The sequence below is a fragment of the Roseomonas sp. CAU 1739 genome, from assembly GCF_039839775.1.
In the GTDB taxonomy this organism is placed as follows: domain Bacteria; phylum Pseudomonadota; class Alphaproteobacteria; order Acetobacterales; family Acetobacteraceae; genus Neoroseomonas.
Genome location: NZ_JBDOQQ010000030.1, coordinates 25,310 through 42,722, shown reverse-complemented (window position 1 = coordinate 42,722; position 17,413 = coordinate 25,310). Strand labels below are relative to the sequence as shown.

21 protein-coding genes and 1 pseudogene are annotated in these 17,413 nt (G+C 65.1%); 3 read left to right on the top strand and 19 right to left on the bottom strand.

Annotated elements, in window-relative coordinates; translation table 11 throughout:
• Positions 1 to 596 precede the first annotated feature (596 nt).
• The 16 genes from AAFN86_RS28190 to AAFN86_RS28115 form a co-directional block, all read right to left on the bottom strand.
• Entirely contained in the window at positions 597 to 923 is a 327-nt protein-coding gene (locus AAFN86_RS28190; RefSeq protein WP_347546955.1) for a hypothetical protein, read from the bottom strand.
• Positions 924 to 957: 34 nt separating this feature from the next.
• Entirely contained in the window at positions 958 to 2,169 is a 1,212-nt protein-coding gene (locus AAFN86_RS28185) for a hypothetical protein (RefSeq protein ID WP_347546954.1), read from the bottom strand.
• 103 nt (positions 2,170 to 2,272) lie between these two features.
• A complete protein-coding gene (locus tag AAFN86_RS28180; protein WP_347546953.1) occupies positions 2,273 to 2,740 on the bottom strand; it encodes a hypothetical protein in 468 nt (155 codons plus the stop codon).
• 48 nt (positions 2,741 to 2,788) lie between these two features.
• Positions 2,789 to 3,280 carry a hypothetical protein gene (locus AAFN86_RS28175; RefSeq protein ID WP_347546952.1) on the bottom strand — a complete coding sequence of 164 codons (492 nt, stop codon included), beginning with the start codon at positions 3,278 to 3,280 and terminating at the stop codon, positions 2,789 to 2,791.
• 131 nt (positions 3,281 to 3,411) lie between these two features.
• A complete protein-coding gene (locus AAFN86_RS28170) occupies positions 3,412 to 3,657 on the bottom strand; it encodes a hypothetical protein (protein WP_347546951.1) in 246 nt (81 codons plus the stop codon).
• 4 nt (positions 3,658 to 3,661) lie between these two features.
• Positions 3,662 to 4,363 (bottom strand): hypothetical protein, encoded by a 702-nt coding sequence (locus AAFN86_RS28165; RefSeq protein ID WP_347546950.1) that lies wholly within the window; start codon positions 4,361 to 4,363, stop codon positions 3,662 to 3,664.
• Entirely contained in the window at positions 4,360 to 4,899 is a 540-nt protein-coding gene (locus AAFN86_RS28160) for a hypothetical protein (protein ID WP_347546948.1), read from the bottom strand. The genes AAFN86_RS28165 and AAFN86_RS28160 overlap by 4 nt, the downstream gene beginning before the upstream one ends.
• An 882-nt stretch (positions 4,900 to 5,781) precedes the next feature.
• On the bottom strand, positions 5,782 to 8,637 hold the full coding sequence (locus AAFN86_RS28155) for a hypothetical protein (RefSeq protein ID WP_347546947.1): 2,856 nt from the start codon (positions 8,635 to 8,637) through the stop codon (positions 5,782 to 5,784).
• Complete coding sequence (locus AAFN86_RS28150; protein ID WP_347546945.1) at positions 8,630 to 8,944, bottom strand: hypothetical protein; 315 nt, start codon at positions 8,942 to 8,944, stop codon at positions 8,630 to 8,632. Before AAFN86_RS28150 ends, AAFN86_RS28155 begins: the two co-directional genes overlap by 8 nt.
• Positions 8,937 to 9,200 carry a hypothetical protein gene (locus tag AAFN86_RS28145; RefSeq protein WP_347546944.1) on the bottom strand — a complete coding sequence of 88 codons (264 nt, stop codon included), beginning with the start codon at positions 9,198 to 9,200 and terminating at the stop codon, positions 8,937 to 8,939. Before AAFN86_RS28145 ends, AAFN86_RS28150 begins: the two co-directional genes overlap by 8 nt.
• Complete coding sequence (locus AAFN86_RS28140; RefSeq protein WP_347546942.1) at positions 9,200 to 9,337, bottom strand: hypothetical protein; 138 nt, start codon at positions 9,335 to 9,337, stop codon at positions 9,200 to 9,202. The genes AAFN86_RS28145 and AAFN86_RS28140 overlap by 1 nt, the downstream gene beginning before the upstream one ends.
• Positions 9,338 to 9,553: 216 nt before the next feature.
• Entirely contained in the window at positions 9,554 to 9,781 is a 228-nt protein-coding gene (locus AAFN86_RS28135) for a hypothetical protein (RefSeq protein ID WP_347546941.1), read from the bottom strand.
• 812 nt (positions 9,782 to 10,593) lie between these two features.
• Entirely contained in the window at positions 10,594 to 11,115 is a 522-nt protein-coding gene (locus AAFN86_RS28130) for a hypothetical protein (RefSeq protein WP_347546940.1), read from the bottom strand.
• Positions 11,112 to 11,495 (bottom strand): hypothetical protein, encoded by a 384-nt coding sequence (locus tag AAFN86_RS28125; RefSeq protein WP_347546939.1) that lies wholly within the window; start codon positions 11,493 to 11,495, stop codon positions 11,112 to 11,114. The genes AAFN86_RS28130 and AAFN86_RS28125 overlap by 4 nt, the downstream gene beginning before the upstream one ends.
• Complete coding sequence (locus AAFN86_RS28120) at positions 11,492 to 11,869, bottom strand: hypothetical protein (RefSeq protein WP_347546938.1); 378 nt, start codon at positions 11,867 to 11,869, stop codon at positions 11,492 to 11,494. Before AAFN86_RS28120 ends, AAFN86_RS28125 begins: the two co-directional genes overlap by 4 nt.
• Positions 11,870 to 11,950: 81 nt before the next feature.
• Entirely contained in the window at positions 11,951 to 12,142 is a 192-nt protein-coding gene (locus tag AAFN86_RS28115; RefSeq protein WP_347546937.1) for an Arc family DNA-binding protein, read from the bottom strand.
• Positions 12,143 to 12,225: 83 nt separating this feature from the next.
• On the opposite strand from AAFN86_RS28115, the gene AAFN86_RS29665 reads away from it, so the two are divergent.
• Together AAFN86_RS29665 and AAFN86_RS28110 are read left to right on the top strand one after the other, a co-directional pair.
• Entirely contained in the window at positions 12,226 to 12,624 is a 399-nt protein-coding gene (locus AAFN86_RS29665) for an Arc family DNA-binding protein (RefSeq protein ID WP_408906639.1), read from the top strand.
• A 13-nt stretch (positions 12,625 to 12,637) separates the two neighbouring features.
• A complete protein-coding gene (locus AAFN86_RS28110) occupies positions 12,638 to 12,886 on the top strand; it encodes a hypothetical protein (protein WP_347546936.1) in 249 nt (82 codons plus the stop codon).
• 355 nt (positions 12,887 to 13,241) lie between these two features.
• Here AAFN86_RS28110 and AAFN86_RS28105 read toward each other — a convergent pair whose 3' ends face one another.
• From AAFN86_RS28105 to AAFN86_RS28095, 3 genes and pseudogenes are all read right to left on the bottom strand, one after another.
• The gene (locus AAFN86_RS28105; RefSeq protein ID WP_347546935.1) at positions 13,242 to 14,249 is read right to left on the bottom strand and encodes an SDH family Clp fold serine proteinase; all 1,008 of its coding nucleotides are present in this window, start codon (positions 14,247 to 14,249) and stop codon (positions 13,242 to 13,244) included.
• Between the two features lie 81 nt (positions 14,250 to 14,330).
• Positions 14,331 to 15,278, bottom strand: coding sequence for a site-specific integrase (locus tag AAFN86_RS28100; protein ID WP_347546956.1), 948 nt, complete (start codon positions 15,276 to 15,278; stop codon positions 14,331 to 14,333).
• Between the two features lie 87 nt (positions 15,279 to 15,365).
• Positions 15,366 to 15,650, bottom strand: a pseudogene (locus AAFN86_RS28095) (Arm DNA-binding domain-containing protein); the annotation flags it as partial.
• A gap of 481 nt (positions 15,651 to 16,131) precedes the next feature.
• On the opposite strand from AAFN86_RS28095, the gene AAFN86_RS28090 reads away from it, so the two are divergent.
• The gene (locus AAFN86_RS28090) at positions 16,132 to 17,409 is read left to right on the top strand and encodes an imelysin family protein (RefSeq protein ID WP_347546934.1); all 1,278 of its coding nucleotides are present in this window, start codon (positions 16,132 to 16,134) and stop codon (positions 17,407 to 17,409) included.
• Positions 17,410 to 17,413: the final 4 nt, after the last annotated feature.

Genomic DNA, 17,413 nt, shown 5'->3' with positions numbered 1-17,413 from the left:
ACGTCGATCCGCCGCACGCCGATGCTCTACCGTCCACACCATCATCCGCCCCACGAATCGTCCGCAGGATCAGCGAATCACATCCGATTCAGCCGATTCAATTCCTTTCCGGATGGGCTCTGACGCTGGCCAGAACCACCTCGGATTTGCTTTTCAAGCAGGGCATCGCATGTCTCCTTTACACATTTCACTACTGTAAAAGGGCAGACATTCGACGAATTAGCATTCCTCGTGCCAGTCTAAGAAATCCAATACTCTCAAGAAGTTGATGTTTCCGGCCAAGCATCGGAATCAGTTGTTGTAAAAAAATTGACAACGACTCATTCATGAAGTCACGCACTGGATGCCAGAGCCGCGCCCCCAGTGACCGACGGCCGGTGCAAGCGAACGATGGCTGAATTCGGATAGCGATTGCCCGTCCCTTGCGGTTGCAAGGCCGATATCTTGGCCGCGCCAACGCGGTTTGGGGGGGCTGACGCCGTGGCGAGCGAGTGGCGCGGGGTTGCCGGATCGGAGCGGCCCCGCGCCATGTCACAATGCACGAACCTTCACCGTGCGGCCTTCTCGGCCTCAAACTGCGCGACCGCCGCGGTGTGCTACGGGTAGTGGGCCATGACGTCGTGAAACAGGCGTTGCGCTTGCGCCTCGGACGCGTCGTCGATCTGCGCGAGGCGTCCACGGAAGTAGGCCCTCACGCGTGCGCCCGGGCGCACCTGCTTCACCACCACGAAGGTGAGTAGGTCGGGATGGAGGGCCACCTGGTGGAAGCCCGCGCGGCGCAGGCGGTAGTTCCGCCCAGGATGGGCCGCGAACCACGCGCGGTCACCATCGCTCGCCTTCACACCGCCTCGGATCTGCGCGACGGACAAAGGATCGCTTTGCAGGCCCCGGCGCTGCATGGGGCAAATGAATTGCTCGTTCATCGCTGTATCACCCACCGCCCTCAGTGACCGACACCTAACTCAACCGCAGCATGCGCCGCCGCGTGAACGGCCCATTGCTGCCGGCGATGACATATGCGGCGACTGTGTCGCCATCGAGCGTGGCGGCGAGGTCCGCGATAAGATCGAGCGTGACCGTGGATGCGACGGTATCGCCATCGAGGGTAACTGGCGTGTCGCCCAGCACGGCAACGGCGCCATCGCCGGGATAGGCCGTGGCGCCGACCACATCGTCATCCAGCGTGGCAGCGAGGTTGGCCGACAGCGGCACCGTGACCGTCGAGACAACCGTGTCGCTATCGAGCGTCGCCGCGAGATTGCCGCTAATGGCGACGCTGGTCGTCGCTGCGACCGTGTCGTTATCCAGCGTCGCCGCCATCGTGCCGACGATCGGAACAGACACCGTTGCCGCGACGGTGTCGCTGTCGAGAGTAGCGGCCAGGTCGCCGGTAACGGGCGCGCCGCCGATGACGGGAAGGCGACGTATCCGCGGGATTAGCAGATCGTCCGCGGTTCTCGCTAGATCGAGCATTTCGGCGAGGGTCAGCCCTCGGTCGATGTAACCGCCGTAATAAATGCGCTTGTCTTTGGCCCGCAGCCCCCCCGCCTTGGCCCCGAATTGCATGCGGGGGGCATTGCCCGCGGAAGTGCCGCTACTGGACGTGTTTGCTCCGCTGGAAACGACACCTGTTCTGACGTTGTAGTTAAGTGTTTGGTGGTCGTTGTGAGCACGCGTCGTGAACACAGCGATATACGTTTCGCCGATTGTAGATGGGATAGGTGCGTCTGCCCCTTGCTCGGAGCCGGTTCTAATCCATCCAACAACGTTAACCGTGTCTACATAAATATTGAATGTCGGCGTTCCAGTTGAGCCCCCAAAACTGATGTCGATGAGCGTATTGTCCGCGGTAAGTGTGCCAGTTACGCGGAACTTAACGAACAATGTGCCGGGAGCATGCCCGCCCTTGTCCCCTGGCCGCCACGGCGTCGTCGCGATATTCTCAATCGGCTGAAGATCGGCGTTGACGCCATTCGGGAAGTCCCAATAGGCGCCATTTTGATCTTCGAACACCTTAGGTTGTAATATCGTCGCCCCAGGCGTCGCAGTCGGCACTAGTAGCGAGTGTCCTTGCCTCGCCCCGTAGGGGAACGGCGCCAGATTTTCGGACATATTGTTGTCCGCCGACCCGTTGCCGCTGAAGTCAATAGGCGCGTAGAACGCCGTCATCCCGTGCGCAAAACGGTGCGCAGGGTTGACGACCGGTCGCGAGATCTCCAGGACGCCCGAGTGGCCGCCCGACTGCCCTAGCCGCGTGACCGCGCGCATTGACCTAGACGCCCTTCTCGGTGACCAGCCGCGCGTTCACCTGATTGCCGCTCGACGCTAGCGCCACGCCGGCCCGATTGAGCAGCATCGCCTTGTAGCGGTTCGGCGGCAGCATGATCAGCGGCGACATAGCCAACTGCGCCTGCGTCGCCTTGGTGCGCAGCCCGATGATGGCGTGCGGGTATTGCATCCAGACCGGCTGGTTCGCGACGGTCGATGTGGCCTCGCCATCGACATAGGCAGCGTTGGCGGAATCGCGCGGGACAAGGATGAACACCACATCAGCCGCGTTCGTCGGGCTGATCGACCCGCCGACGAACTCAGCCTGAAGGTAGAGTTCCAAGGTGCTGGTCGTGTCGATCTGCGGCGCGGTCGTCGAGGAAAACGCCGTGCTGCCGTTGGCCAGTGAATTCAGGTCCGACGACCCGAACATCGCCGCCCACGAACCCGGCTTCCAGAGGAAATCGGTCATGCCGAAGCCCTCACGCGTTGCCGGCGGTGATGACGTATGTGGCGACCGTCACGACACCGCCCTCGCGTGCGCGATCTTGCCGAGCAGGGGATAGAGGTCGAGGTTCACGACCGAGCCATCCCCGTTTCGCAATGTCAGCATGCCCTCATCGCTGATCTTCATGCTCACGACACCCGGCGTGCGATTGCCGCGCTTCCCCGGCGACGCCAGCAACTGCCACCCTTCACCGGGACACGGACCGGGGGCATCGCGGCGAGCGATGAAGGAACCGCCGTTCAGCATTGCTATGTCGCCCATTCGGTATGTCTCGGCATCGCTCCATGTGCCGCGGACGGCCAGGCCCGGCCCACTGGCCCCCGGGTGGCCCGCCGCCGCGAAGCAATGCCAGTCATCGTGAGGCGGCTCATGCGCCGTGTCGCGAGCGGCCTGCCAGGTCGCGCCGCCATGCGTCACGAGTGTCCCCTGACGGAAGACGCCTTCACGCCATGGCTGCGACAGCGGCAGCACGCTCGCCCGCATCTCGGCGACGGCGGCACGCATCTCCGTTTGGATGGCCTCCCGTTCGCGCCGCCATTCTCGCCGCTCATGCGCGATTACTTCGCCGAGTGCCGTGCGCAGGGCTTCTGGGATGCCGCGGTGCTCGGCGCGGGTTGAGGACATGGCTGGATCTCCTACCCGCGCTGCACGGCTTGTGTTGGCGCCAGCATGCCAGCGAACGTCCGTCGCCTGACGGTCGAGACGTGCAGATCGATCAGCATTTCCAAAGACTCGTGAAAACCCAGCATCTGCTCGGACAGCCGGCCGGGGTCTGTCTCCCGCTCACACCGAAGGCGGACGCCTCGGAGGACCCCGTGCATCGCATCGGATATCCGTTTGGCCTGCGCGTCGAGGTCGGGGATCGTCTCGGCACCGCTCATGTCGTCACCGGCACCGCTCGATGGTAGCGACAACGCCATTCCACCAAGCCCGATCTGCTTCCTGGGCGAGTTGCGCCTCCGACTTGGGGTGCACTGGCCGCGGCGGCGGCGCTTCGGCCACGGCCGCCTCGTAGTCGGCGAGGGTCCGCGCGAGCCGTCGGGGACCGCAGACGCAGATGCTTGTGATCTTGTCGTTCCTGTTGTGCTCCCACAGCCGATTCAGCGGCGGCACCACGAACAGATCAGTCCGGCCGCGCTCCGCCATCCTGCGGTTCGCTGCGACGACGAAAGCGGACGCCGTATTCACCCGCTCCACAGCGGCCAGCATCTCGCGCGCCGCCTTGTCATAGGCGAGGACGTGCTCGACCGCTTCCGCGGCAATTCGTTCCGCCGTATCAGACTGGAGGCGAAGGAAGGCCTCCGCCTCGCGCTGCTCGGCCGCCTCAATACGAGGATGAAGCGCTCCGATGACAGCCTCAGCGCGGGCCAGCTTCTCGGCGGCCTCGCGTTTGGCGGCCTGATGCTGCGCTTCGGCGTCGGCGTCGTCGTCCAACAGGATATCGCCGAGCGCTGCTTCAAGTTCGGCCAGGCGCGCCGCGGCCGCGTCGCGCTGCGTCTCAGTCTCGCGAAGCGTCGCACGGAGGTCGGTGGAGGACGCCTCCGCCGGTGGCTTGCGCGGGCCGCGCAGGAGATTGGAAAGGCTCATGCTGCAAATGCCTCGGCGGCGTTGATCAACCGCTGTGCATTCGCACCGCGCCCGACGAGGCGGCGCATTTCGCGGAGGGGATTGAGGGCCAGGCCTGCCGCGGCGACTGCCTGCGGCACAGGAAGGCCGCGGCACACCAAGGCGGATTGAAGTTCCATCATCGGGTCCATCGCCACCTCGATTTGGCTGATCAGCGACAGCACTAGATCGCGCAGATCCTCGATCGGCCGGGCCAGTGCGGGGCGGAGAATCTCCGCCACGGCCGCGCGGGCAGCATTCGCCCGGTTCTGTGCCTCGGCCGCATCACGCTCGGCGGCGGAGTAGGCGGCCGTAGCCTCGTCCCGTACGTCCGGATCGTGGTCGCCCTGCGAGATGGCAGCCAAGGTGTTCCGCGCCGCGTCGAGGCCCGACCGGGCGATGCGCAGCGACAAGCGGGCCGTGTCCACAACTGCCATACGCTCCGGAGAGAGGGCGTCGGCGAATGCTGCCTGGATGCGTTCCAGGTCGCTGGTGATCGGGGTTATGGCGTTGCTCATGTCGTCGATTCTGCCGGTAATCCGCGGCTGTGGGGCGTCACGCGTGACGAAATTCGTTAGGCTGCAGCACAAATCTCGCGCAGCAGGCGGCTCAGTGCGTCCGCTACTGCTGCAGGATCTTCTGCATCACTCTCCGCCAACCATCCGCGATCGAGCAGCCACGCGACAACCTGATGCTCCGCGATGGGAACAGCCACGACGGCCAGGCCGCGCCGGCGCCGAGCTCGATACCGGCGGGCGCGGTCTGCCGTCGCACGCGCGCTGGCCGTCATGCGCTGCCCCTCGGCGAAACCTTGCCGCTTAGCCAAAACAAGCCCCCAACGCGGTCCGAGGGTCCTTGGCCTTGGATTCCTTCGTGGCCCCCGGGGGGGCGTGCGAGGATTTGGGGGGATCGGGGGCAGGACCGCGTTGGGCCGACCGTGTGCAGCGCCGCGTATTGAAAGGGTAAAAGTGCACCCGTGGAATGGTTGGGGACGGGCGCCTTTAGTGATTGATTTCGCGGCGCGGAAGCATTGCGGAACGACGGAGATCGGCGGATTTCGTGGGATTGCAGGCCGTCAGCCGCCTTTGATGAAATCAACCCGGAAATCAACGGAAGGTCTGCGATGTGTACGTGGGACCCTGTGCGGTCCAAACCCCTCCGTCGGGCCAGAGATTGACCTACCCCCCCGGTGCGCCGTTCGGTGCGAAGACTGCTGCTCGCGCACGTTGGGTGGTTTGGGGGGTTAGGGGGGGCGGCTTCACCACGCTTCCCCGAACTGTCAGTGACCAATCCACAAACCCAAGAGGGTGTTGTGTTGTCCAATGACAGTTTCCGCGCGTTGTACGAGAGGTACCCCTCAAACCCCCCAAACCACCCAGAGGTAGCGAACGGGCGGCCCATCATGGCGACACCGTCGCGACAACCTGCCATCTGGCGACGTTATTCTGACCTTTCGTGGTGGAGCGCTTGAACCTCTGCCCGTCCACGATCCGGCCTTCCCGGCTGAGCAGCCACCTGCCCAGTCGTTTGGTGTTCACCTCGCCGCGCTCACCAACCAAGCGGATTAGTGCGTCCCGTAGATCGGGGCGCCTATAGTCGGTTGGCTCACCCATCTGCGTCGGCTCCTTCTGGTGGATGGCATCAGCGACTTCCTTCGCGGTCATGGCGTCGGAACCGAAGGCATCCGACCAAAGCGCCAGCATCTCGCGCAGTTCGGTTAGTTCCGGGTCATCGTCCCGCGCTGCCTGCATGGAGGCGGCAGGGTCGGCGCAACCGAGCCAGACGAGGGCGCCACGCACGAGGCCGGACCAGTCCTCGAATGAAGCGATCGCTTTCGGCAGGCCAGGCAATCCAACGCCGAGATAGGCGCGCACGATGACGAGGCACGCCGAGACATATAGCCCCCGGTTGGCCTGGATCTTGGCGATTGGGTCGGCCTTGAAGTCGCGCAGTTCGGGACGCTCGACACCAGCATCGAGGCTGCACACCAGCGTCCGGCGCACCATGTCGCCGCGGACGCGGAGCGCGTTGCCGGTGGCGAACATAGATGCCTTGTTCTCGATCTCGAACAGGTCGGAACCCCCGAGCTTTCGCACGCGGATGATGGGTCGCTCGATGGCTTGGCAGAGCAGATCCCCGCCGAGTTCGCCGTTGACGTTGTCGAGGCAGGCGATCGGGTAGCCGGCAAGCAACATGCCGGTGAGCCGCTTCTCCGTCTCGCGTTCGTCGTCCACGACGCTGGTCACGGGGCATGGTCGGCCCGTGCTGATCGCGCTGACAACGTCCACCAAGTAGGATTTTCCCGAGCCGGGCGAGGTCGCTTTGAAGGCGTGCAGAGGCGCGACGGAGAGCGCGCCGCGGACTACGGGCGTGATGAGGCCAGACAGCCCAACTGCACGGCTCACATCGCCATCAAATGGAAACTCAGCGAGCAGGGACCGCAGCAGTTCCAGCGCGGCCTCGGCGTTTGCCCGCGTCGGGTTGTGCACAGACGGGCGGAGTTCAAGCTCGGGGTCTGCCATGTGGTAGAGCCGGGTAGCCGGGTCATAGCCGTGTTCCGACAGCAGGGTGCCGTCCGGGCGCAGCGTGGGCGTGGTAATCACGCCGGCGATGCGGGGAAAGCGCCATTCGCCCGTTCGCGCCAGGATCGTCATCGCCACGTCGGCGGGAGGATTGATTTCGACCCAGTCGCTCGACCGCTTGTCGAATTTTTCCCAATGCGCGACCTGACAGAGCGCGTCGCGCAGACCAGCGCAGCCGATCTCCACCAGCGCCGCGGAATGGGTCATGCGGCCACGCGACGCAGCCACGATCTGCACCGCCGGTCGCACCAGATCGCAGCCGCGCTGATAGATCGCGCGCCCCGCGTGTAAGAGTGCGCTTTCGCCTTCGGTGGCCTCGTTGTGCAGATTGCCGCCGACAACCTGGATCAGCGGTCCCTTGTGTAGCGCGCTGTCGCTGGCGGGGCGGTTGCTGCGCCCGTGGCCTTCCGCCTCGAACTGCTCCCGCGCTGTATCGAACGAGTCCGCATAGGCGGGGCCTGCTTCAGGCGGCGGTTCCTCCGAGAGGTGATAGGTGGTGCCGGTCCCCACATCGTGCAGGATCGGCTTGCCGTCACGGCGCAGGCGGATCACTGCGGCTTCGGAGGATGATGCGCGGAACGGCGTTTCGCACCGCTTCTTGCCGCCGGGCCGCATGGTGGCGACCCACTCCCGCAAGCGCTTCACCTGACCACGTGATTCGATCTCCGTTTCCCAAGTGAGGTCACCATAGGAGCGGATTACCGGCGCCTCGCGCCCCTCCTCGATATCCACGCGATGGCCTGTGCGCGCGGCGTACTCGTCCAGGTCCGGCTTGCCGGGCAGCACAATCCCCGAGAGGTCGAGAGCGCCTCCGCCAGGGTTCACCAGTTCGATGCCGGCGGGCGTTGCACTGTAGCCAGGCACCTGAACGTCGGGGCAGGCGCAGAACACAAGCCGGCCGGTATCCCACACCGACAGATCCACCACCGTCCGTTGCTGGTGTCCCACAACCTTGCCGGGTTCGATGCGTGAATGCCGGGGGGAGGCGAAGGACAGTCCCGCCGTGACGCTGGCGATGGTCGCATAGGCCTTCAGCACGGCAATGCGGGCAGGGTCCGAGACGCGGATCCACGCATGCGTAGCCGCGCCGCCCGAGGCGCCGTCCTGCACCACCCGGGCACTGCTACCGCGCAGTTCGATGCGCTCACAGGTCGAGATGCCAGGGATGATCTTGTCGAGCATCCCGAGCCGTTCGCCGAATGGCTGGCGCTGCCAGGCCTCCGGCATGCCGGGCGGATTGTCCGCGTCGAGTAGAAGCCAAGCGCCGGGACTGATGCCGCGCTTCAGGCGAGCCGCGACCCTGCTTCCGTGGATGTCATGGACACCGCCGGGGACCTCGCCGACCTTACCGTTGAGCATGGTCGCAAACTGCTTCTCGGGGACGACGCGGAAGGGCTGGTCGCCAGCGTCGCGGAACACGCCTGGGCAGATGACCAGGTCGGGCGCTTCGGTGACTTCACGCAACAGCGCCATCATAGCAGCGGCGTCGGGAACGTCGCGCGTCGTCGCCTCGCCTTCCGTCACATGGGCGACTGCGCGCTTCTCGATACCGGCCGCGCCCATGGTGTAGCGCTTGCAGACCATCGCTGGCTGGATTGACCGAATGATGGTGACGGGGGAACCGATGGCGGCGGACGCCGGGCGCTCCGGGTTGAAGTCCATGCCGTCAGCCATTCGGCACCCCCTGCGACGCCATGGCGCTGTTCCACAGCCACGCGGCCGAAGCCTCATCGGCTTCACCGGGCGGCGGGGTGTCCGCATAGATTGCGGTGCGAACCCGGAAGCCGGGCTGAACCTGCTTCACCAGGACAAAGGTCAGGAAGTCGGGATGCGCCGGAACCTCGCCGAACATCGGGCGCCGCATGCGATGGCTTCGGCCGGGGTTCTCGGCGAACCAGCGGCGATCCGCGTCGCTCGCCTGCTCTGTGGCGCGCATCAGTCGGTCGGTCAGCGGCGCCGGGCCGATATGGACGTTATCCATGCCGCGCCTCCGTCATGTGACGAGCGCGCGCGCCCAGCACCTGCTTGAGCCAGTCGGCGTCGCGCATCAGTTGCGCGCCGAGGGCAGTGCGGTTTTCGTGGAGGCAGCCGCGGGCGGCATCGCGCGTCAGCATTTCGAGGAACACCAGTTCGCTGACGCTCATCAGGTGCACCACGGGCCGGCCGCCGACCGTCTGGCCGACGCCCGGTGTCTCGCGATAGTCCGCGGGATTTCGAGGGAGAGGGATGCGCAACACTATGCGGCCCTCCCCTGGATGAAGGCCGTGCGCACCGCGACTGCGGCGAGCATTTCAAGGTACGTCGCCATGGCCTCGTCGCCGCGGCGGCGCAACTCACCGGCCTCGGCCAGGAGTTCGTGGATCTTTTTCGTCATCGTGTCTTCCTCTCGGGAAGCGCACGGCGGGCTGGAAATCGGCGACTGGATCCGCTACATCGGGGGTGTCGAGTAGCCCGTATGTATTTCCCCAGCCCCCGCCGGCAGCCGCGCCGAGCGGGGGTTGTTGTTACGGGGTGAAGCGAACCAGGCCGGCGATCGCCAGCAGGATCAGCAGCGCGACGGACGGGCCGGCGAGGGCGAGGGCGGCGCGCATCAGGCGGCGACCTTCGCGATCGGCAGCGACGCGATCAGCGCGCGCAGGCTGTCTGCTGTGATGTACGTGGTGGCGCCGATCTTCCGCAGGTCGAGCTTGCCTTCGGCGCCGAGCCGATAGGCGGTGCTGCGCGCGATGCCGGTGATCGGCTTCGATTGCGAGATCGGGATCAACGCAGGGAGGGCGATCGGCGGCAGGAGCAATGCCGTGGCAGCTGGGTTATCCATCGTGAGCCGTCCTGGGTTCGGGTGGGGACGGGCTCTTGAGTAACTACATGGCGGCACTGATTCCAAAGCGGATAGCGGACGAATTGCGGGCGTCCGCAATGTCCGCAATTGGCACTTTGGTCACACTCCCTTTGCGACACCTGGCCTGCCGCGGACTGCATCGGGCAGTCGGTTCCATGCGGCTCGCGCCTGCGCATGCGTCGCACTGGTTTCGCGGACGCACGTTGCGATCGCGTCGTCACGCTTCCTGCCAGCAGCGTTGGCTTCCATCCACGCACTGGCCATGGAAGCGACCGCGCTATCCACCGCCGGCACAACGGTGCTATCCGCGGCCGGCACAATCCGAAGCATCGTGAGGGTTGTCACGGGTCCCCAGCCCCCAAGGCGTACTCGTAGGACACCGTGTGAGATGCTTAGCCACAGCACCGAACCAGATGGTGGCGGATCTTCATCCAGGTACTCACGCGGCAACATCATGCATGGCGCAGCGAGAGGTGCATCTTTGTCGCGACCGGAGAAAGTTAGGTCGCCGCGCACTCGCCCGAGGTGCCGCAGCAGTTCTTCGCTCATGCGTTCCAGCGCAACGGCCTGATCGTCCGCTCGCCGGCAATCCGACGCGGCCATGGGGATCAGCGCGTCTACCGCTTGACTGAGAGTCCAGCCTCCGTCGGGAGGCATCGGAACTGACATGCTGCGCCTCCGATGCGCTCTCCGAAGTCGAGACGGGGGAAGCCCGGTCGGAGTTCCGGGTTTTCGGCGGCCAAACCTATCCCCCGCCGTATCGTAGCCGGCGGCTGCGGCGATTCGCACGGCTAACGCGTCGATCCTGCTGTCAGCCGTTCCTTCTCCACCGACTTGAACAGCACGATCGCATCGGCAGCGTTGTCGTCGCTGGGTGCGAAGCCGTGCGCCCGGCACCAGGCGATCGCTTCGGTCTTCGCTGTGCCGGCAGGAAAGTCACCGCGCCCCATAACCTCACGCCTCGTCCGCCAGACAGGTTCCTCACGCACGGCGATGCCGTGCTGGTGCGCCAGCAAGTGCAGATGCGCCGCAAGCCCGTAGGCGAGGCGGGTGCTGCTCAAGCCCTGCGTCGATCCAAGCGGTGCCTCGATGGCGATCTCGGCGGGGTGGTGCTGGCGGATGAGCGCGTGGATCCAGCGAACGAGGTCCGCATAGACGACACCATGGGACCGGCCCTGCAATTCCACGGTGCCGTATTCGGGGTGTGCGCCGGGGACGCCAACGCACCACCCGAATTTGCGCGCCAGATCCAGGCACAAGACCGGGCGCGGGGTCGCCCGGTCGGGCCAGTCGAAGAGAGGGGCGGCGTTCATGTCGCTCCCCCGACGCGCAGAAGGTGCCGCACGATGGCCCATGCCCAAACAGCAACCACGCCATCCGGTTCATCATCGTCGGCGCCGCCACCGTCCCTGGCGTGTGCCATCGTTGCACGCGCCATCGCCATAATGCCCTCCATCGTCTCCGGCCGCGCCGCGCACATGGCATCGGCGATGCGGTCATAGGGCCGCCATTCCGGCGATGTGTCGTCTAGGTCGGCCGGCGTCGCTGACAGGTCGCGCAGCACGTCCGACATGGTGTCGCATAGCGCGATCAACGGCGCGTCGGCGGTGGCAGCCACAGCGGGATCAGCCGCCAGGACCGCGGGGGCAACGAAGGTGGCGGCGAGAACGCCGCGACGGGGCCGCGGGTTCATGCGCGCGTCTCCTGCCTCGGCAATTCCGCAGCGGTCGCGGCATCGACTTTGATCGCCGCGATCGCCGCCGCCATCGGACCATCCGACAAGGTCGCATCCTCGATGCGGCCGGCTAGGTGCTGCACCTTCACCGCGAAGTCTTCGGCGGTCAGCGGATTCCGTTCCGCGATCTTCTCCGACAGGAAATCATCGAACGCCACCAAGGCATCAAAGTCATCGTCGGAGAAGCGCCCGCCAGCAACATGGATCGCGGCGTAGAAGATGCGCGCGCAGGTGACCAAGTCGCGCATCGGCGCGGCGGCAAAAGTGGCAGCGAGGCGCGCATGCCTGCTGGTTTCGGACGGATTCGGGGCGGTATGCTGCTCAGCAGTCATGATCGCGGTCTCCTTGGGACTGCGGTTGTGGTGAGGGCCTTCCGCGCTTCCGACGCGGTCGGGCTAGGCGCCGGCAGCGGGCTATGCCGGCGAAGCTTCACCCGATGCCGGTTCGGCGGCCTTTTCACCGCGCATCGCGGTTTCCAGCCGAAATTCCACTTCCTTGCTCATCGAGCGGTGGTTCGCCGCCGCCGTTGTGGCCAGCCAAGCTTTAAGCCCGGCAGGCAGTCGGATCAGCAGCTTCGGATCATCCCGTCCCAAATGGCCCTCCATGACATGCAGTCACCGTGACTGCCTCGGCATGGTGTCACCGTGACATTCTCGCGGTCAAGGAAATTGTATGGCACGGTGACTTCATGGCCCGCGAAGATCCGAAATTCATGCTGCGCCTTCCCGGAGATATGCGTGACCGCATCACAGAGGCGGCGAAGGCCAACAATCGCTCGATGAATGCGGAGATCGTGGCCCGGCTAGATCGCTCTTTCCTGACAAAGTCGCCTGGGCAGTCGATGGGCAGCGCGTTGCGAAAACTGTCGCGGATTGATCCCGTCGCTTTACAGGCGCTTTTTCAGGTAGCCAGCGAGACGGACCCGGCAGAGTTCGACCATGCGCTGGATGATCTGGCGACAACGCCAGCATCGCCGCCTGCCCCCACGAGCCGATCAGTCGGCCCCGAGGACGAATCCCGGGGCGGGCATGAGGCGCCCGGCGGGCCTGGGCCTACAGTACCCGGGACGGGGCGGAGGCGATCATAAGCAGGAGAGTAGGATGCGAGACGGCGCTCTTGTGGCTTTGGCGGCGGCCGGCCTGGCTCTCGCGGCCTGCGCCAGCACTACGGTGAACCTGCAACGCGCCACGGCGGCGGCGATCGACCGCAACGTCTTGCCTGAAAGCATCTCCATCCAGGAAATCGATCGGCGCGCAAGCAGCGTCACGTGGACCGCGGTGGCGCCGACGGGGACGTATTCTTGCACCGCGGATGACATGGTCCGGCGTCCTTACTGTGCGAGCCGCTAGCGAATGGCTGGTGCAGCATGGGCACCTGCGGGCCTAAAGTCCGTCCTGCCGTTATCCACACACCTAACCGTTTCATCCACGCAACCGGCCGGCGAGTGGCCCTACGGTTGGCACCCATCATACTACCGGCTGAGGACCGGATTGGGTTCAGACTGAACGGGAACCCGAAAGTGCTTCGGGCACGAAAAACCCCGCCGGCCGGAGCGGGCGGGGTTCGTAAACCTCATGGTTACAACGAGACTAAGCGTCCTCCCGCTCCATCTCTGTGGTCCGCGACGGCTCTTCAGTCCGCCGGTAACGCCCCTGCAGGGCAATCATCGCGGCGGCGACCTCGCGACCATAAGCGAGCATATGTTCACGACGCTCCCGACGCTCGTTGACCGTCTCCGTTCGGCTTGGTTCGAGGAGCGTCTTTGTCATCGCTCTCTTTATCGGAATGTCCTTTAACATCAGTAACCTCTCGGGCGGGAGGAATCTCACAGATCTCAACGATAGCCGACTGAGCAGGTTTCACCATCATCATATCGGCCATACGAGCCTCCAGGAATCGCCATATCGACGACGTAGGCAGGCTCACGCGCTCAAAGATCTCCTTAGCTTCCTCGTGATCAATTACGAAATCATGTGCTGGGTAGTCGTGGACAAGCCGGCGCAAGCCGTTCGGTTTGAGATTTTTGTACCTTCGGTTGAGGCGCTCGCCATACTTCATGGCGACGTTCAGGTCCCTGAAATCCTGGCCCAGCATGTCTGGATTCACCTGCTCGTAGATGCGTCCCATCACCTTCGCCGTGGTACGTGCGGCAACGTCTGCCGCCGCCTTAAACGAGACGCTTCCACCACTGCTGCTGATGATTTGCATCATGAAGTGCTCAAACAACTCAAAGGTGTGCGTCTTCAAGTCAGAGATAGCAGAACGGGTTACAAGCCCAGAGCGACGCCCGATAATGTCATCTTTGGGAAGGAGTTGGACATCGAGGGGGCCGAGATCGCCGAAAGGACTTATTATCAGTTCGTTTGCTGCAACTGCCATAAGCGTGCCCGCACTCTTGCAGCCTGAAGGAATGAACGCGACTACATCATCGTAGATAGATTGCAGATACCGACCCGTCCGGTACGCGTAGTCTGCCAAACCTCCGTTTGTCACTATCGCAACAACGGCCTTCTGTGGCCCCCCTGCCGTCCTTGATTTCGTTACTTCCTGCATAACTCTGGCATACAAGTTGGAATCAACGGGGCTGTTGATCAGCAAGAAGTCGTAGCCGGCCGCGAATTTGTCGGCTGCGGATCCAGACCCCTTTTTGCCGCTCGCCTTGGCGACACCGTCCGACTTTGGGGGTCCGTCAGGGGCTCGTTTACCACTCATGGCCCAGCATTGCCTCGCGATTTTGTGTGCGGCCTAATCTACCTGGGAGCGTGCGGCCTTTCTACCATCTATTCGACCTCATCATTCGCCAGCACTTCGATGAACCGCGCGACAGCAGCCTGCGCCCGCCCGATCGCCTTCCGCCGCCCCCTTCCCGCAAAACGTCGCCCATTCCTCCATAAGCGTCGCCCGCTTCGCGAAGAGGTCGCCCCGCCGATAGGCAGCCTCGACCTTGTCGCCGATGGCGTGCGCAAGCGCAGCCTCGGCAACTGAGTGGGGTGTGCTCGTCGCCTCCTCGCACCAGTCGCGGAAGGCGCTGCGGAAGCCGTGTACCGTGAGATCCCGGCGCTTCATCCGCCGCAGCAGCATCAGCATGGACATATTGGAAAGCGGCTTGCCCTTGGCCTGGCCGGGGAACACCGGGGCATCACCCGACTTAGAGTGCAACGGCGCCATGAACGCCAGAACCGCCAACGCAGCGCCAGACAACGGCACACGATGCTCCCTTCCTGCCTTCATGCGATCGGCCGGCACGGTCCACACCGCAGCTTCGAGGTTGATCTCTGACCAGCGCGCCCCGAGGGCCTCGCCAGTCCGCGTCGCGGTCAGAATGCAGAATTCCAGCGCGCGGGCGGCGGTGCCTGATTGCGCGCGGACGCGGGCCATGAAGTCGCCCATCTGCTGCCATGGCAGGGCGGCGTGGTGCTCGACCTTGGCAACCTTCGACGGTGGAGGCAGCAGGTTTGCCAGATGCCCGCGCCACCGGGCGGGGTTGGGTGTCGTTCGCCAGCCGCGAGCGATGGCATAGTCTAGAACGGATTCAATGCGCCCTCGCACGCGCGTTGCGGTCTCGGATTTGGCTGTCCAGATGGGCTGGAGGCAGCGCAGCACGTCATCCGTGCTGATCTCTTCGAGACCCATGCTGCCGATGTGCGGGAACGCATAGGTGGTCAGTGTCGAGGTCCATTGGGCCCGATGCTTTGCGTTGCGCCAGCCGGCCTCGTGTGCTGCCGTGTAGAGCGTCGCCACGGCGCGGAAGTCCCGCTCACTGGCCTCAGCCCTGGCAGCCTCTCGTTGGGCCTCTGCCAGCGCCGCGGCAGCGTGTTCATCGCGCTGAGCGATGGGGTCAACGCCGTCCCGTAGTTTCCGCTGCGCGTCGGCCGCAGCGTGGCGCGCCTGCGCGATAGTGAGGCCTCGCTTCCCGTCTGCGTCGTATCCGCCGAGCCCCATCTCCCGAGCCCTGCCCCCAAGCATGTAGCGAAGCGTCCACTTCGCGGAGCCAGGCCCTGTGATGCGCAGGTAGAGGTTCCCGCCGTCGGCTTTGGCGCCAGGCTTCCCAGCGCTCACTAGCGCCCTGACAGCAACGGCCTGTAGCCGTCCGCCGATCCTGCCCGCTGCCATCGCATCGCCCCATCGTCCACAATCCAGTCCACAATACCCTTGTGGACTGGAAGGGGATAGACGGGAACGGCTAGGGACACTCAGTAAGCGCCTCTGACGGGAAGAAGCCGTATAACCGCCATAAACCGGTCAGCCTGGGACGGGCCGGAACATGAGTGAGGCGGATTTCGGGTCCGCCAATCCTTCCAATTATTGAACCGACCCGCATGCGCGACAGACGCATGCCTTGTCGCGCCTATCCTGGCCAACGGCCTGTCGATGGGCGTGAAGCGACGGCCAATCCGCGTTGCTCACACGCAGGGGCCCCGAAATTCCGGCGCCCCGCGCCTCCGGCCGCTCCTCCTCTCGACGCAACCGAGGCCGCCTCCGAACCCGTGGGCTGTGTCGGCCCATGGGCGAACACAATTCTTCTTTTGTTGCGAACGACTCGCATTAGCGATATCACCCTGGCCCGAACGCACGCCTTCCAGGAGCATCGCCCTTGTCCACCCGTCGTGCCCTGCTGGCCCTTGCCATGGCCAGCGTGGCGGCACCCGCCGCCCACGCCCAAGCCCTGCCTGCGAAGCGTGCCATCCTCGCCACCTATGCCGATATCGCTGCCGCGATGTACGCCGATGCGCTGGCCGGCGCCCGCGCGCTGCAACAGGCCGTCGCACGGCTGGTCGAGGCACCGTCCGAACAGACCCTCGCGGCCGCCCGCCGCGCCTGGATCGCCGCTCGCGTGCCCTATCAGCAGACCGAGGCCTATCGCTTCGGCAATCCCATCGTCGATGCCTGGGAAGGGCGGGTGAATGGCTGGCCGCTCGATGAGGGCCTGATCGACTACGTCGACACCGAACGCTACGGCGACACCAGCGACGAGAACCCGCTCTTCACCGCCAACATCATCGCGTCGCGCGAAATTTCCCACGCCGGCGAGACGATCGACATCACCACCATCACGCCCGAAGTGCTGACCCGCCTGCATGAGGTCGGCGGCGTCGAGGCGAACGTGACCATCGGCTGGCACGCCATCGAATTCCTGCTCTGGGGCCAGGACCTCAACGGCACCGGCCCGGGCGCGGGCAATCGCCCCTACACCGATTACCTGCGCGGGGAGGGCGGGACCGGCGGCAACCAGGACCGTCGCGCCGCCTACCTCACCACCGTCATCGCCATGCTGGTAGCGGAGCTCGAGGCGATGGTGGCGAACTGGGCGCCAAATGGCGCGGCGCGGCGGGCGCTCACGGCACGCGGCCCCGATGCCGGGCTGACCGCGATGTTCACCGGCCTCGGCAGCTTGTCCTATGGCGAACTCGCCGGCGAACGCATGAAGCTCGGGCTGATGCTGCACGACCCGGAGGAGGAGCATGACTGCTTCTCCGACAACACCCACAACAGCCACTTCAACGATGTGGTCGGCATGCGCGCCGTCTATCTCGGCGAGTACCGCCGCACCGATGGTTCGATCGTCCGCGGCCCGTCGCTGTCGGATTTCGTGCGCCACGTCGTCCCCGCGCTGGACCGCGAGATGCGCGCCCGGCTCGACGCCACCCTCGCCGCCATGCAGGCGATCAAGACGCGTGCCGAGACGGTCGAGGCTTATGACCAGATGCTCGGCGAGGGAAATGCCGAGGGCAGCGCCCTGGTCCAGGCGGCGATCGACCGACTGCTGGAACAGACCCGCACCATCGAGCGCGTGATGGCGGCGCTGCGCCTCAGCGCAAGCTTCGAACGCTCGGACAGCCTCGACAATCCCGCGGCGGTGCGGCGGCCGTAGCGCG

Coding starts and splice junctions, on each gene's coding strand:
- AAFN86_RS28190 (WP_347546955.1), bottom strand. CDS start 923: ATGAACGAGCAATTCATTTGCCCCATGCAGCGCCGGGGCCTGCAAAGC.
- AAFN86_RS28185 (WP_347546954.1), bottom strand. CDS start 2,169: ATGACGGCGTTCTACGCGCCTATTGACTTCAGCGGCAACGGGTCGGCG.
- AAFN86_RS28180 (WP_347546953.1), bottom strand. CDS start 2,740: ATGACCGATTTCCTCTGGAAGCCGGGTTCGTGGGCGGCGATGTTCGGG.
- AAFN86_RS28175 (WP_347546952.1), bottom strand. CDS start 3,280: ATGCGTGCCGCCGTCGCCGAGATGCGGGCGAGCGTGCTGCCGCTGTCG.
- AAFN86_RS28170 (WP_347546951.1), bottom strand. CDS start 3,657: ATGAGCGGTGCCGAGACGATCCCCGACCTCGACGCGCAGGCCAAACGG.
- AAFN86_RS28165 (WP_347546950.1), bottom strand. CDS start 4,363: ATGAGCCTTTCCAATCTCCTGCGCGGCCCGCGCAAGCCACCGGCGGAG.
- AAFN86_RS28160 (WP_347546948.1), bottom strand. CDS start 4,899: ATGAGCAACGCCATAACCCCGATCACCAGCGACCTGGAACGCATCCAG.
- AAFN86_RS28155 (WP_347546947.1), bottom strand. CDS start 8,637: ATGGCTGACGGCATGGACTTCAACCCGGAGCGCCCGGCGTCCGCCGCC.
- AAFN86_RS28150 (WP_347546945.1), bottom strand. CDS start 8,944: ATGGATAACGTCCATATCGGCCCGGCGCCGCTGACCGACCGACTGATG.
- AAFN86_RS28140 (WP_347546942.1), bottom strand. CDS start 9,337: ATGACGAAAAAGATCCACGAACTCCTGGCCGAGGCCGGTGAGTTGCGC.
- AAFN86_RS28135 (WP_347546941.1), bottom strand. CDS start 9,781: ATGGATAACCCAGCTGCCACGGCATTGCTCCTGCCGCCGATCGCCCTC.
- AAFN86_RS28130 (WP_347546940.1), bottom strand. CDS start 11,115: ATGAACGCCGCCCCTCTCTTCGACTGGCCCGACCGGGCGACCCCGCGC.
- AAFN86_RS28125 (WP_347546939.1), bottom strand. CDS start 11,495: ATGAACCCGCGGCCCCGTCGCGGCGTTCTCGCCGCCACCTTCGTTGCC.
- AAFN86_RS28120 (WP_347546938.1), bottom strand. CDS start 11,869: ATGACTGCTGAGCAGCATACCGCCCCGAATCCGTCCGAAACCAGCAGG.
- AAFN86_RS28115 (WP_347546937.1), bottom strand. CDS start 12,142: ATGGAGGGCCATTTGGGACGGGATGATCCGAAGCTGCTGATCCGACTG.
- AAFN86_RS29665 (WP_408906639.1), top strand. CDS start 12,226: ATGGCCCGCGAAGATCCGAAATTCATGCTGCGCCTTCCCGGAGATATG.
- AAFN86_RS28110 (WP_347546936.1), top strand. CDS start 12,638: ATGCGAGACGGCGCTCTTGTGGCTTTGGCGGCGGCCGGCCTGGCTCTC.
- AAFN86_RS28105 (WP_347546935.1), bottom strand. CDS start 14,249: ATGAGTGGTAAACGAGCCCCTGACGGACCCCCAAAGTCGGACGGTGTC.